Annotated in this window: 11 protein-coding genes; 9 read left to right on the plus strand and 2 right to left on the minus strand. The window is 47.5% G+C overall.

The window, feature by feature from the left end; all coding sequences use genetic code 11:
* The first annotated feature begins 45 nt into the window (after positions 1 to 45).
* The 5 genes from MARGE09_RS00330 to MARGE09_RS00350 all read left to right on the plus strand — a co-directional run bounded on the left by MARGE09_RS00330 (position 46) and on the right by MARGE09_RS00350 (position 5,713).
* On the plus strand, positions 46 to 243 hold the full coding sequence (locus tag MARGE09_RS00330; protein ID WP_236985339.1) for a hypothetical protein: 198 nt from the start codon (positions 46 to 48) through the stop codon (positions 241 to 243).
* Positions 244 to 314: 71 nt separating this feature from the next.
* Positions 315 to 1,349, plus strand: coding sequence for a transposase (locus MARGE09_RS00335; RefSeq protein ID WP_236985340.1), 1,035 nt, complete (start codon positions 315 to 317; stop codon positions 1,347 to 1,349).
* 609 nt (positions 1,350 to 1,958) lie between these two features.
* Entirely contained in the window at positions 1,959 to 3,371 is a 1,413-nt protein-coding gene (locus tag MARGE09_RS00340) for an aminotransferase-like domain-containing protein (protein WP_236985341.1), read from the plus strand.
* A gap of 159 nt (positions 3,372 to 3,530) precedes the next feature.
* Entirely contained in the window at positions 3,531 to 5,198 is a 1,668-nt protein-coding gene (locus MARGE09_RS00345; RefSeq protein ID WP_236985342.1) for a nitrite/sulfite reductase, read from the plus strand.
* A complete protein-coding gene (locus tag MARGE09_RS00350) occupies positions 5,198 to 5,713 on the plus strand; it encodes a DUF934 domain-containing protein (RefSeq protein ID WP_236985343.1) in 516 nt (171 codons plus the stop codon). The genes MARGE09_RS00345 and MARGE09_RS00350 overlap by 1 nt, the downstream gene beginning before the upstream one ends.
* A gap of 350 nt (positions 5,714 to 6,063) precedes the next feature.
* Here MARGE09_RS00350 and ccoG read toward each other — a convergent pair whose 3' ends face one another.
* On the minus strand, positions 6,064 to 7,425 hold the full coding sequence (gene ccoG, locus MARGE09_RS00355) for a cytochrome c oxidase accessory protein CcoG (protein WP_236985344.1): 1,362 nt from the start codon (positions 7,423 to 7,425) through the stop codon (positions 6,064 to 6,066).
* Between the two features lie 710 nt (positions 7,426 to 8,135).
* On the opposite strand from ccoG, the gene MARGE09_RS00360 reads away from it, so the two are divergent.
* From MARGE09_RS00360 to MARGE09_RS00375, 4 genes are all read left to right on the plus strand, one after another.
* On the plus strand, positions 8,136 to 9,170 hold the full coding sequence (locus MARGE09_RS00360; protein WP_236985345.1) for a transposase: 1,035 nt from the start codon (positions 8,136 to 8,138) through the stop codon (positions 9,168 to 9,170).
* 429 nt (positions 9,171 to 9,599) lie between these two features.
* Positions 9,600 to 10,403, plus strand: coding sequence for a type 1 glutamine amidotransferase domain-containing protein (locus MARGE09_RS00365; protein ID WP_236985346.1), 804 nt, complete (start codon positions 9,600 to 9,602; stop codon positions 10,401 to 10,403).
* A 22-nt stretch (positions 10,404 to 10,425) separates the two neighbouring features.
* Positions 10,426 to 10,872, plus strand: a complete 447-nt coding sequence (locus MARGE09_RS00370; RefSeq protein ID WP_236985348.1) for a GNAT family N-acetyltransferase — start codon at positions 10,426 to 10,428, stop codon at positions 10,870 to 10,872.
* 110 nt (positions 10,873 to 10,982) lie between these two features.
* Complete coding sequence (locus MARGE09_RS00375) at positions 10,983 to 11,555, plus strand: GNAT family N-acetyltransferase (protein ID WP_236985350.1); 573 nt, start codon at positions 10,983 to 10,985, stop codon at positions 11,553 to 11,555.
* A 131-nt stretch (positions 11,556 to 11,686) separates the two neighbouring features.
* On the opposite strand, the gene MARGE09_RS00380 is transcribed toward MARGE09_RS00375, so the two are convergent.
* On the minus strand, positions 11,687 to 13,651 hold the full coding sequence (locus tag MARGE09_RS00380) for a pyruvate kinase (protein ID WP_236985351.1): 1,965 nt from the start codon (positions 13,649 to 13,651) through the stop codon (positions 11,687 to 11,689).
* Positions 13,652 to 13,875 lie beyond the last annotated feature (224 nt).

The raw sequence follows: 13,875 nt of genomic DNA on the forward strand, positions 1-13,875 counted from the left end.
GGCTATACCTAAATGACTAGGTAGTGTTTATCACTGAGGTTTTTTATGACTCAAGCGCGTAGAACATTGATCTCTTTAGATCAAACCAACTGGTTCCATATTTGCTCACGCTGTATTAAACGTTCATTTCTCATGGGCGAAGATAAATACAGCGGTAAAAACTATGAGCATCGTCGCGAATGGATATCGGACAAACTTGCTGAACTTGGGGACAAAAAAGATAGGACATCCAAAACCCGATAAACGGTAATGCAAAAAACTCGGTGATTGGCTATACCTAAATGACTAGGTAGTGTTTATCACTAAGGTTTTTTATGACTCAAGCGCGTAGAACATTGATCTCTTTAGACCAAACCAGCTGGTTCCATATTTGCTCACGTTGTATTAAACGCTCATTTCTCATGGGCGAAGATAAATACAGCGGTAAAAACTATGAGCATCGTCGTGAATGGATATCGGATAAACTTGCTGAACTTGGGGATATATTTGCGCTAGACATCGCAGCATACGCGGTATTGTCAAATCACTATCATTTGGTACTGCATATTGATGCGGAAAAAGCAGCAGGGTGGAGTGATAAAACGGTTATTCGACGTTGGATGATGTTATTCAAAGGGAATGAATTAGCCCTTAAAGTGTTAAAAAATCAGTCTATTAATGAAGCGGAGCAATATCTTGTCGATGACCTTGTTGCTGAGTGGCGTAAACGTTTGAGTAGCATTAGCTGGTTTATGCGTTGTTTAAATGAACATATCGCACGACTCGCAAACGCGGAAGATAAATGCACTGGCCGTTTTTGGGAGGGCCGCTTTAAAAGCCAGGCTTTACTCGACGAGCAGGCGATTATTACCTGCATGACGTATGTTGATTTAAATCCTGTGCGCGCCGGCATGGCGGAGCTGCCAGAAACCAGTGATTTTACGGCTATTCAGCAGCGCATTCAGTCTTTGAATAAACCCGCTAAAAAAGCTAAAGATAAAAAGTCCATTAGGCTGGCCAATTTCTGTAAACCACCTAAAAATAATCACCTTGCCACTGCCGATTCTGTAGACCAAGGGCGGCGCTCTACAGGTGTTATTCCCTTTTACTGGCGCGATTATCTTGAACTCATCGACTGGACGGGGCGAGCTATTCTGCCCAATAAGAATGGCGCCATCGCACTTGCATCGCCTAAAATATTACAGCGTCTAGAAATTGGCGTGGATGACTGGCTAGAAAATATGCCCCGTATTGAAACCGATTTTCACCACTGTATTGGCCGCTGTGATTCCATAAAACCCTGTGCAGAAAAGCTTGATCAATGCTGGGTTAAAGGATTAGGCGCCGCTCGGCGATTGTTTGGTTGTTAGATACCACTTCATTGAACTGATGACACAGCCCTCATTAATGTTGGTGGGCTTGTATTTGATGTCTAATAGGCATCACCCCATGCAAAACCTTCTCTTTTTCGAAAAAAATTGTATTATTACTTAATCGTGATATCTACAGTTTGAGGCCTTTCGTCGGTGGGCATTACACTTTAAACAAATTAGTTTTGGATGTCCTGTAAATAGCTCTGTAAATAGCTGTTTCTCTTTGATGAATAGGGCTCAGTTTTCGTCGGCCAAGCTACGCTGCTCTGTTATCTAAAGCGTGAATAGTATTGCAACAGAAAATCAGATATCAAACAACCTAACGTCATTGATTGAGAGGAACAACATCGTTTCGCACAGCGAATACGGATGGAATTTTTATACGCAAAAAATAGGAACGGATCTTAATGGAGAATAGATGACTCAATTAGAGAAGATTCGCTTGCAGCGCTTGTTAAACAAATCACTAGGTTGGCCTAACAAGTGCGACGCAGACGCTCGTATCCACCCCGCGGCCCCACTTTAGCGGCCACCGCTTGGACATTAGCGGTAGAATAAACCACTACAAGCACGCGTCATATCATTTATAGGCTGAAGGGCAGAGACTTGAATTCATCTGAATATCGTTACCAGATACTGGAAAACTGGTTGCTGCAAGGCATCAGAGAACAGCGCTGGGGGCTGGGGGAGAAGCTTCCTTCGATTCGCGAGCTGTGCAAGCAACAAAACGTCTCCAAGGCAACGGTATTGCACGCGCTGTCGCGGTTAGAGGCTCAGGGTTTAGTGGAGGCCAAATCCAAGGCGGGCTACTTCGTTCGCCTTCAGCCAACGGCAGTCAAGCGCCCCCAGTCTCGTGCGCGTATCGAAGCCCCACGGCTAGCAAACATTAGCGATTTATTACTGGACATCATGAAGCGCAGTGCGGCTTTTGATCTATTACCGCAAAAGCCAACCGGCGAAGTGCCAGCGGGTGTGATGGCGTTAAACCGCGCCATTGGGCGCTCTCTTAGGCGCCAAAAAGGCAGCGGCTATCAATATTATGATGAACCCGCAGGCGATGCGGGGCTGCGAGAGCAGCTGGCGCAACACAATATTAAAAGAGGCTGGAGCGTATCGCCTGAACAGCTGTGCATCATTTCGGGCTGCCAGCACGCGCTGTTTCTCGCGCTTATGGCCTGCTGCAAGCCAGGCGAAGTGGTTGCGGTTGAATCCCCGGGGTTTTATGGCGTATTGCAATTGCTTGAGCAATTAAATTTACAAGTCGTCGAGGTTCCAAGCTCCGATTTAACCGGTATGGATATCGATGCACTGGGAGAGGTGCTCAAGCGCTGGCCGGTTCGCGCCTGTGTCGTGTCGCCCTCATTCGCAACGCCCAGCGGCGCGCTTATGCCGTTGAGTGCTCGGCAACGATTTCTGCAATTGGCCGACGAGTATGACTTAGCGATCGTTGAAGACGACATTTATGCAGATACTGCACTGGAGCGAGTGCCAGACCCGCTAAAAGCATTGGATACTAATAACCGGGTCATCCTCTGTAGTTCTTTCTCGAAGAGCCTGACCCGCGATCTGCGATTGGGTTGGATTTCGGGGGCGCGCTGGCACGAGAAAATTTTGCATTTAAAACTGGTGAGCCAATTGGCGACCAGTCGATTTTTGCAGCAGGGCGTTGCAGATTTTATGGCGGACGGTAGTTTTACAACGCATTTACGCCGCCAGCGCAGTTATCTTCGAGCCAATCGCGATTACCTTATCGCATCGCTGCAGGCATGGCCCGGCGACGTGCGAGTCAGCACCCCTCAGGGCGGGCTTGCGGTTTGGGTCGAGCTGCCTGAAGGCGTCGATACCCAAGCAAAATACACTCGCGCCTTAGCCGATGACATTATTATTACGCCCGGGCCGCTATTTTCAATTTCGGGGCAATTTCGTAATTGCCTGCGGATTAGTTATGCCCACCCGTGGACCGAGGATCGAGCAAAAGCGCTGGCTTGTCTCTCGCAATTACTCCTTGATGCAAGCTAATTAGTGCTCATCCAGAAACGCAGGTTTCAGGACAAGCACTCATTATTACACTCTCTCGGTAATCTGTGCCTATCGAATTTCATTTTTTTGCGCCTGCTCTGGACGGCATAATTTCGTTACCGTAATGGCTGATATTTAGCCATGTAGAGGTGACAGTCGGTGTATAACTACGATAACTTTGATCGAGCATTGGTTCAGGCTCGCGTTGCGCAATTTCGCGATCAGGTCGCAAGAAGACTCAGTGGTGAATTGTCCGAAGAGGAGTTTTTACCACTCAGGCTGCAAAATGGTGTTTACCTTCAGCGCCACGCCTACATGCTCCGGGTCGCCATACCTTACGGTACACTTTCAAGCCATCAGCTGCGCACACTCGCTCAGGTGGCCGATACTTACGATCGGGGCTATGGCCATTTCACCACCCGGCAAAATATTCAATTTAACTGGATTGATCTTAACCAAGTGCCAGACATATTAGCGCTGTTGGCTGAGAGCGATATGCATGCCATTCAGACCTCAGGCAACTGTGTTCGCAATATTACCACCGAGGCGTTTGCCGGCGTTGCAGATGACGAAATTATTGACCCTCGGCCGCTTGCGGAAATCATGCGGCAGTGGTCTACCAACCATCCAGAATTTTTGTTTTTACCGCGCAAATTCAAAATTGCCATTTCGTCATCAACCTCAGATCGTGCCGCCGTTCGCGTGCACGATATTGGCTTGTATCTGTACCGTGGCCACGACGGCGCGATGCTGTTGCGGGTTATGACCGGCGGTGGCTTAGGGCGTACGCCTATATTAAATGAAGTCATTCGAGAAGCGCTGCCCTGGCAGCATCTACTCACCTACGTTGAGGCGATACTCCGCGTTTATAATCGCTATGGCAGGCGAGATAATAAATATAAATCGAGAATTAAAATCCTAGTACGAGCGCTGGGCGTTGAGGCATTCGCTAAAGAAGTCGAAGCCGAATGGGAGAAAATTCGTGATAGTGCCGCAGAGCTCACCGAGCAAGAATACACGCGGGTCAGTGCTGATTTTAATCATGGCCGCTATCAGCACCTCGACGCACTCGATTTAGAGTACGGCGCTTGGATGGCTCGGGATGCGGACTTTGCTAACTGGGTAAAAACTAATACCCAAAGTCACAAGGTGCCAGGCTATGCCGCCGTCGTTTTGTCATTAAAGCCAGGCCCCGATACGCCACCTGGGGATGTCACCGGCGAGCAAATGCGAGCACTTGCAAATTTGGCCGATGAATATGGCTTCTCGGAAATTCGCGTTGCGCATGAACAGAACCTTGTATTGCCGGATATTCCTAAACGAAAACTGTACCTGCTTTGGCAAGCGCTCAAGGGTTTGAACCTAGCGACAGCGAATATTGGTTTACTTTCCGATGTCATTGCTTGCCCCGGCGGGGATTATTGCTCACTGGCCAATACGCGCTCGCTACCTCTCGCTAGCGCTATTCAACAGCGCTTCGCTGATTTAGATTTTTTACATGATATCGGCTCGCTCAGTGTGAATATATCGGGCTGTATGAATGCCTGCGGGCACCATCATATCGGTAATATCGGCATACTCGGTGTTAGCAAAAACGATGAAGAGTTTTTTCAGATCACGATTGGCGGTTCACAAGGTGCGGACAGTTCTTTGGGTAAAGTGATCGGGCCTGCGTTTCGCGCGCAAGAGGTGCCGGGAGCTATTGATCGGCTAATACAAACTTATCTCGATTACCGCGACAATGACGAGCTGTTTATTCATACGATCAGGCGTATCGGTTTAACGCCATTTAAAGACCGTGTTTACCAAACGCGAGGGGGCAATTAATGGACAATACAATTAGCATTATTAATGGCGCAGCCCATTACGACCCAAATGATCATTGGCAGCTCGTCTTAGATGACGAGGTTATTCCCGAAGGCATTAACGCTGTGGTCAGCTGGGTGCGATGGCAGCAGTGCGCATCCGATAGAGCGCGTGCGAAAAACTATTATGGCGTCGTGCTCGCGCCCGATGACGACCCCGCTATCTTGGTCAATGAGTTGGCTAAAATCCCGCTGATAGCGCTGCAGTTTCCAAGCTTTCGCGATGGCCGGGCGTACAGCCAAGCGACCGTGCTAAGAACCCGCTACCATTTTCAAGGCGACTTGCGCGCCGTGGGTGATGTTTTGCGCGACCAGCTTTCTTTGATGCGACATTGTGGCTTTTCCTCCTTTAAGGTTAGGGAAGACAAGCCCGTCTGTGATGCGCTAAAAGGGCTCGAGGTATTTGATAAAATCTATGCGCGCTCTGTAACCCACCCTCAACCTAGATTTCGTCGCAGCGCCACGGGCGACAACTAAACCGTTAAAATCTATTTCCCCTTTCATGCGATAGAGGTACGCAACGTCAATGTTCCGTACCTTTTTATTGGCGACACTTGTTGACCTTAAGGTGATACACCAACACTTGTCTCGCACGCTTAGGCGCGATAAATGGCGTCGGCAAATGTTTGCTCAGTATTCTAGAACCACCATAAACATAAAGTTATTTTACAAAGCTAAATTTGCGGGGGCTGATCATCATTTAGTTAATGATTTAATGGCTTGCTGCCACCTACGTCGTTGTTTATTGCACAACCACTGAGCGTTGACGCAAATGCTGGAGCCCAATATAAATTGGCCCCAGCATGCGTAGTTAAAAACATTAATGTTTATTTAGGAGATAAGAAATTTGTTGTCTTTGACGTCGATACCGCACCTGCGTTAAAGGTAAAGATTATCTCTTGTTTAGGTTTGCTCGTTGCCTTAGTGCAAACGCGGTAGGGTTGCCAGTACGGGTCATCTGCGGCAAGTATTATCTGGGTCGGGCCAAATAGTTGAAATTCCCCTTCGCCAGAGACTGAAATATTCACGCGCCGCTGATTCTCAATATAGCCTTCGACTTGCACCAAATAGACATTGCACACGGTGTCGCCATTAACGACTCTATACAAGGAGCCTCGGTCGCGTTTTATATCGACGTTAAGCGGCGCAGTGTCTGTGAAGCCGTAAAAAACTACCGCAAAAGCACCGGCGAGTACGGCGGCATAGCTGGCAAGCCGTGGCCGTATAAACGGACTTTTTTTACCTTGAAGCTCCGCTTCCGAGGCGAATCTAATCAAGCCCTTGGGTCGATCGAGCTGCATCATTACAGTATTACACGCATCAATGCAGGCTCCGCAGTCAATGCAGGCCGCTTGCAAACCATTGCGAATATCGATGCCTACGGGGCACACTTGCACGCATAACTCGCAGTCAACACAATCTCCGCTATTCGCCTCTCCTTTACGTCGGTTTGCCCGTGGCTCACCACGCAGGGCGTCATAGCTCACGGTTTTGGTGTCGTTATCGAACATTACGCTTTGAAATCGCGAGTAAGGGCACGCGTGTAAGCAGATTTTTTCGCGGACTAATCCGGCATTTAAATAGGTTAATGCCGCCATTATTGCAATCCAGCTGGCGGTGGTTATTGATAAGTTGGCGTCAAGCGCACCGCCCACTATTTCGCGAATAGGTACAAAGTACCCGCTAAAGGTCGTCGCGGTCACCAGTGCTAGCGCCATCCACAGTATATGCTTGGCTGCGCGTCGCAATATTCGGGCTAATGTAAACGGTTTTGATTCTTCGCGGGCTCGCTTGCTGGCTTTGCCTTCGGTAAAGTCTTCGATACGGATAAAAAGCCAAGTCCAAATACTTTGCGGGCAGGCAAAGCCACACCAAACCCGCCCCCATGCCACAGAGACAAAAAACAGTAAAAAAGCGCAAGCGATCATCAAGCCCGCTAGCAGAGGCAGCTCCTGCCAAGACAGGGGGTTACCGAATAACGTCATATGACTTTTGTGGAAAGAAAAGAGTATCCAGGGTTGGCCGTCATGCTGAATCCAGACTGCGCCAAAAAATAGCGCAAGGAGCGGCCAGCTGGTTAAACGTCGCAGGTTTTGATAGAAACCCTTAGTCAGCCGTACGTGAAATTTACCCTCCTGCAGCGTTACTGGGGGCATCTCCTGTATATGCACAGCGGGAATTTTTTCCATAGCAGGGACTCCGCAAAATGAATAATTTTGATCAACCGTTGCAGGGTACGCGTACGGACACTATGGGTGCAGGCACAGAAAAATTATAATAAATAGGCACAGTTAAAGGGCGCTATCACAGAGTCAGCGAGAGCGCCGACACAGCACGTGGCTCGGGTTCTCAATCGTTATGAATTGGCTAAATCGACGGTGTAAGGCAGCACACTCAGCTGACCATTACCAAAAGATGAATGACAACGCCTTTACGAAATCTTTGTTCAAGACATTGAAGGTTTAAATCATTAAACCGCGATCGCGAGGACTCAGTTCTCGGTAGCCACGCTGCGCTTTATCCAATAATGATTGGTTCTGTGGTGGCGGGCTTGTTACATTTAAAGTTAGTTAATAAGTAGCCGGTCAAAAAGTTAACGCTACGATTGACGAGCAGGCAGTCGCGGCAAAGCGTGTCGGGGAGGGCAGGGTTAAGGGTTTTGCAAACCTCAACTCAACTGTTGGGTTGGATCGCTAATCAGTCAACGAAGCGACTGCGACCATATTCGGCAATATTGATAACACTGGCGAGACGAAAAAGCTGATAGTCGCGGATGTTGATAACGAAAGATAGGAGATAACGAAAGATAGGACATCCAAAACCCGATAAACGGTAATGCAAAAACCTCGGTGATTGGCTATACCTAAATGACTAGGTAGTGTTTATCACCGAGGTTTTTATGACTCAAGCGCGTAGAACATTGATCTCTTTAGATCAAACCAGCTGGTTCCATATTTGCTCACGCTGTATTAAACGTTCATTTCTCATGGGCGAAGATAAATACAGCGGTAAAAACTATGAGCATCGTCGTGGATGGATATCGGACAAACTTGCTGAACTTGGGGATATATTTGCGCTAGACATCGCAGCATACGCAGTATTGTCAAATCACTATCATTTGGTACTGCATATTGATTCGGAAAAAGCAGCAAGGTGGAGTGATAAAACGGTTATTCGACGTTGGATGATGTTATTCAAAGGAAATGAATTAGCCCTTAAAGTGTTAAAAAATCAGCCTATCAATGAAGCAGAGCAATATCTTGTCGATGACCTTGTTGCTGAGTGGCGTAAACGTTTGAGCAGCATTAGCTGGTTTATGCGTTGTTTAAATGAGCATATCGCACGACTCGCAAACGCGGAAGATAAATGCACTGGCCGTTTCTGGGAGGGGCGCTTTAAAAGCCAGGCTTTACTCGATGAGCAGGCGATTATTACCTGCATGGCATATGTCGATTTAAACCCTGTGCGCGCGGGCATGGCGGAGCTGCCAGAAACCAGTGACTTTACGGCCATTCAACAGCGCATTCAGTCTTTGAATAAACCCGCTAAAAAAGCTAAAGACAAAAAGTCCATTAGGCTGGCCAATTTCTGTAAACCACCTAAAAAGAATCACCTTCCCACTGCCGATTCCGTAGACCAAGGGCAGCGCTCTACAGGTGTTATTCCCTTTTACTGGCGCGATTATCTTGAACTCATCGACTGGACGGGGCGAGCTATTCTACCCAATAAGAGCGGCGCCATCGCACTTGCATCACCTAAAATACTCAAGCGTTTGGAAATTAATTGCGATGACTGGCTAGAAAATATGCCCCGTATCGAAACCGATTTTCACCACTGTATTGGCCGTGGTGATGCGATACGCCCCTGCGCCGAAAAGCTTGATCAATGCTGGGTTAAAGGGTTGGGCGCCGCTCGGCGATTGTTTGGTTGTTAGATACCACTTCATTGAACGGGCGACACAGCCCCCATTATGTTGGTGGATTCATAGTTGATGTCTAATAGACATCACCCCATGCAAAACCTTCTCTTTTTCGAAAAAAATTGTATTATTACTTAATCGTGATATCTACAGTTTGAGGCCTTTCGTCGGTGGGATTACACTTTAAACAAATTAGTTTTGGATGTCCTGTAAATAGCAAAACCTTCTCTTTTTCGAAAAAAATTGTATTATTACTTAATCGTGATATCTACAGTTTGAGGCCTTTCGTCGGTGGGCATTACACTTTAAACAAATTAGTTTTGGATGTCCTGTAAATAGCTGTTTAATTGTGTTGGTTAAGCGAAATAAAAGCCAATTACACTACGTCGCCACAGTCAGGTGTTAAGCCTAATTCTGGGCATAAGTTGAATCAATGGAGTGAACATGAAAAATTTATTTTTGGTATTAGGCATCATCTTTATCGGGTTTGCTCTGCCAGCCCAAGCAGGCGACGCCAAAAAGATTCTGATCATTGCCTCGAATCTCGAGAATATGGGAGATCCTGATAAGCATGATGCTAGAAATAACCTTTGGGAATACGCGCCTCCGTACCATATCTTTATTTCTCATGGCTATGCAGTCGATTTTGCTTCTCCGGCCGGAGGAGTGGTGCCATTTATGATGGACCCTCTTGGTATCAGCAGTTACACAATAAAGTATGAAGGCTTTTTGGACAGAGCTAATAGCTCACTGAATCCGAATCAGGTTAACCCTGAGGATTATGCTGCTGTCTTTATAGGTGGGGGCTACGGAACGTTGTTTGACGTGGCTTCGAATCAAAAGCTACTTGATATAATGGCGGAAATTTATGAAAGCGGCGGAGTGATCGGGAGTAGTGGACACGGAGCTGGCGCTTTCGCGAATGTAAAACTAAAAAATGGCAAGTTTTTGGTTCAGGGAAAGCGAGTTGCGGGCTTTCCTAACTCGACGGAGGCTGAGAAGTCTTGGGCTAAGCAGGGTACTTTGCTGCCATTTCTCGTTGAAGATCAGCTTCGTAAAAATGGTGCACTTGCAATCAATAAAGACAATATTGCCGATAAACATGAGGTCATCATAGATGCGCGCATAGTGTCAACAATGTTCTTGCCACCTGCTGCATTGGTAGCGAAAGAAATGCTTATCTTGCTCGAGCAAGGCGAAAAGCTTAATAAATCAATGCAGTCGACCGCTAACGTGTCAGCTGATTGAAGCGTTATGAGTCAATCCAAGAATGAATCTTCGTAGTATTAAAATAAATGATTTGGAGTCTTGTGCTGGTGTTTTTGCACATGTTTTCTCATCAGAACCTTGGAGTGAACCATGGACCTCCGGAGGGGCTTATATTCGCCTGCATCATTTTTTTGAGTCTAAAGGTTTCTATGGTGTTCTGGCTGAAGATAATTCTGGGAGGGTGGTTGGTTTTGTGTTGGGTAATAAAGAGCCTTTCTGTGATGGGGAATTGTACTACCTTCGTGAAATGTGCGTGGATAAAGATCTTCAAAAATCTGGTATTGGTGCTAGATTAATAAAATTTCTGGAGGAGGGCCTTATTTCTCATGGCGTGATAGGCGCATACTTGGCTACCGCAAAAGGATTTCCTGCGGCTGATTTCTACCAAAAGAATGAGTATGGAATAAGCGAGGGTATGGTTTTCTATAATAAAAGACTAAGCTCATAGCCAAGCTAGCAAGCAGACCATCGTTCTGGTGCTTAATTTGTGCCGGTTGCTACGCGGGTACAAATTAAACACCTACACTACGGCTGCTTCTTGCGGCGCTTGCTATCAATATGAAATTACCAATTTTTACTACCAATAGATTAATTTTGACTGAAGTTACGGAAGAGGATATACCTTCTTACGAAAAGTACTTCGTTAATTATGAAGTGATTAAGCACTTGTCGTCGGCAGTTCCTTGGCCTTACCCCAATGAAGGCGTTGAATGGTTTATCAATACTCAGGTAGTGCCGAGGCAAGGGATAGATAAGTGGGTATGGGGCATCCATTTAAAAACAAATCCCAATGAATTAATCGGAGCTGTAGATCTATGGCGAGAAGGGAAGCCCGAAAATAGGGGTTTTTGGCTGGGGGAGCCTTTCTGGAATCAGGGAATTATGACTGAAGCTGTAGCCCCTATCACGGAGTATGCTTTCGCACAGCTAAATTTTGATACACTTATTTTCTCGAATGCTAAGGGTAATATTCAATCGAGAAGAATAAAAGAGAAAACTGGTGCTAAATATATCAGATCAGAGCCGGCTTCATTTGTCGATCCAGTATATTTAGAAAACGAAATTTGGGAATTTACAAAGCAAGATTGGCAAAAGGTATGTAAGAGTAAGAATAATCGGGGACACCCATAACACCGACGATTATCTGGGGCAGTGCGGCGTTTTGGGTGTCCTAGATTACTATTTTTGGGTGTCCTAGATTACTATCGGTGTCCTAGATTACTAGATGATTACTAGAAAGCGCGACCTTGGCCTCTAAAAAGCTAGCTCGTCTCAAGCAGCTCCTCATCCAATCGGCCGGCAAAACCTTTGGCGACTTGCAGCTGCGAGAGTACCGATGCTTTCTTGCGCTGGTGCGCTTGCATGCGGCGTAGTATCGCAACAAGAGTTTGTACGGCGCTTTGAATGTGCGGGCCTTTGTTAAGCATAATGCATTCCGCGCGATGCCCTAAAGAGGCGTCACTAATCTCAGCCCGTGAAGCCAGACCTTTTTTAGCGAGACTCTCTAATACTTGGGTGGCCCAAATCACTGGAATATGAGCCGCTTCGCACATACAAAGGATCTCTTCCTGCAATTCTGCCAAACGCGTAAAACCGCATTCTACGGCTAAATCTCCGCGGGCAATCATCACCCCAGTATTTGGGTAGCGCATTGCGGTGAGTAAAAGTGCGGGTAAATTTTCGAAAGCTTTTTGAGTTTCAATCTTAAGCACCACCGCAGGTTTTACTTCACGCCCCTGCGTATGAATATCCAGGTGAGCATATAACTCACTAATATCGTTAGGTGAATTCACAAACGACAAGTTCACGATATCGGCTTCGTTGGCCGCAAACGCTAAGTCACGAATATCTTTAGACGTTAACGCGCCCAACATTAATTGGCTTTGTGGCAAGTTGATGCCCTTATCTGAGCGGATTTTACTGCCGTTAGCACTGGCGTGCGTAATGCGGACTAAAGCTCGCTCGGGGCTCACCTCCTCAAATACACCGCCGATCTTGCCGTCATCAAACCAAATAGGTTCACCGGTACGCACCATATTCAGCACACCTGCCAAGCTACAGCTAACACCAGCCTCGCGAATACAGCGGCCATTGGCATATTGTGCTGGCGCACCCACTTCACCAGCTGGCAATAACCAAAGTGCATCACTCTTGTGTACCACAACATTTTGCTCAAGCGGTGGTATATCCGTTAACTCGCCAATACACAGGCGCTCGCCATGCTGCATGTAATTGAGGAAAGTCCCGTTAGTGAAATAGACTGTGTTAAAGCACTCCACCCAAATGCCGTCCGGCGCAATACTCGTCACCGTTAAGCGACGGTCAGCGCCACGGCTATCCACCAGAGTGATTTTGCCAAACTTAGGTTCCTTTGCCTTACCTGCTAATGCTTGTACTTCTTGTAACCAATGGTGGGGCACTAGCACGTGCGCACAAGGTTCGCGCTCTGGCCGCGTGTAATCTGTCGTGGCATGCTCAGAGGCGCTCAGCCAGATTTGGGCTGGCGCCAATACGCCGCCAAACTTATCACGCTTGGGCGAAACCTTAATCACTGCAGGGCCGGGTGTTATGGCACCCGTGCGAATTTTGGGGCCACCCAGGTCCATAGCAATTTTGCACTCAGGTGCCGATGCCGACTGCGACGCTAATGCCTGTTTAGCCAAGCGCAAGTTATCCGCCATCTTGCCCCAGGTCTTCGCGTTATCGTGTGCACAATTAATGCGGATGCAATTCATGCCCGCCATCAATAAAGAAGCGATAAGCTCAGGGCGCTCGGCAGCCTCCGCCGGCATAGTCACCATCACGCGGGTATCGCGCTCGCTGGGTTTAGTACCAAACAAACGCCGGGTATTGTCTTCCAGCTTTTGGTTACCCACGTTATAGCTGGTAAAACCACTCTGTGAGTTAACCGCAACACCTAAATGCTCGGCAACACGGGAAGTCACCGCATTCAAAGTCGCCATCACGTGTGCCTCTGAGCGACCGAGAGAAGATAGCCCCAGCTGCGCTAGCTGGTGTTGAAGCTCCGACAAGTCCAGCTGGCGTAGTGCCAGGTAATGCACAAGGTTTTTAGCGCTGGCAGTGTAGTTAGGGTGGACTTGATCAATCGAGCGCTGCTGCTTCGCTTCTTCACGCAACAAATGCTGCTGCAAACCTTTAAGGGTATCGAGCAGGCTGGCTAATTCACCATCGGATTGTGTCGTGGAAAACGGGGGGAGGCTGGGCATGTCTTGCTCCTCTGGGGTAATTAAGTAGCAAGATTGTAGAAAGGCTGCAAGACAGTTTGATGATAGCGGTGCCCGACGCTTCATGAGTAAGCGACCCCAGCGATCAGGGCAGGAGTCTAAAAAGTCCCAACGAGGGACAGTCACTCATTATTGTGGCTTGGGAGTTGCTCTTCGTGGGCGCCCACTCGTAGGTGGTTGTGGTACCAGTTATAGGGTTGGCAATG

The organism is Marinagarivorans cellulosilyticus, assembly GCF_021655555.1.
Classification (GTDB): Bacteria; Pseudomonadota; Gammaproteobacteria; order Pseudomonadales; family Cellvibrionaceae; genus Marinagarivorans; species Marinagarivorans cellulosilyticus.

What these genes read in the sequence shown, in the direction of transcription:
- MARGE09_RS00330 (WP_236985339.1), top strand. Translation starts at nt 46, where the DNA reads ATGACTCAAGCGCGTAGAACATTGATCTCTTTAGATCAAACCAACTGG.
- MARGE09_RS00335 (WP_236985340.1), top strand. Translation starts at nt 315, where the DNA reads ATGACTCAAGCGCGTAGAACATTGATCTCTTTAGACCAAACCAGCTGG.
- MARGE09_RS00350 (WP_236985343.1), top strand. Translation starts at nt 5,198, where the DNA reads ATGGACAATACAATTAGCATTATTAATGGCGCAGCCCATTACGACCCA.
- ccoG (WP_236985344.1), bottom strand. Translation starts at nt 7,425, where the DNA reads ATGGAAAAAATTCCCGCTGTGCATATACAGGAGATGCCCCCAGTAACG.
- MARGE09_RS00360 (WP_236985345.1), top strand. Translation starts at nt 8,136, where the DNA reads ATGACTCAAGCGCGTAGAACATTGATCTCTTTAGATCAAACCAGCTGG.
- MARGE09_RS00365 (WP_236985346.1), top strand. Translation starts at nt 9,600, where the DNA reads ATGAAAAATTTATTTTTGGTATTAGGCATCATCTTTATCGGGTTTGCT.
- MARGE09_RS00370 (WP_236985348.1), top strand. Translation starts at nt 10,426, where the DNA reads ATGAATCTTCGTAGTATTAAAATAAATGATTTGGAGTCTTGTGCTGGT.
- MARGE09_RS00375 (WP_236985350.1), top strand. Translation starts at nt 10,983, where the DNA reads ATGAAATTACCAATTTTTACTACCAATAGATTAATTTTGACTGAAGTT.
- MARGE09_RS00380 (WP_236985351.1), bottom strand. Translation starts at nt 13,651, where the DNA reads ATGCCCAGCCTCCCCCCGTTTTCCACGACACAATCCGATGGTGAATTA.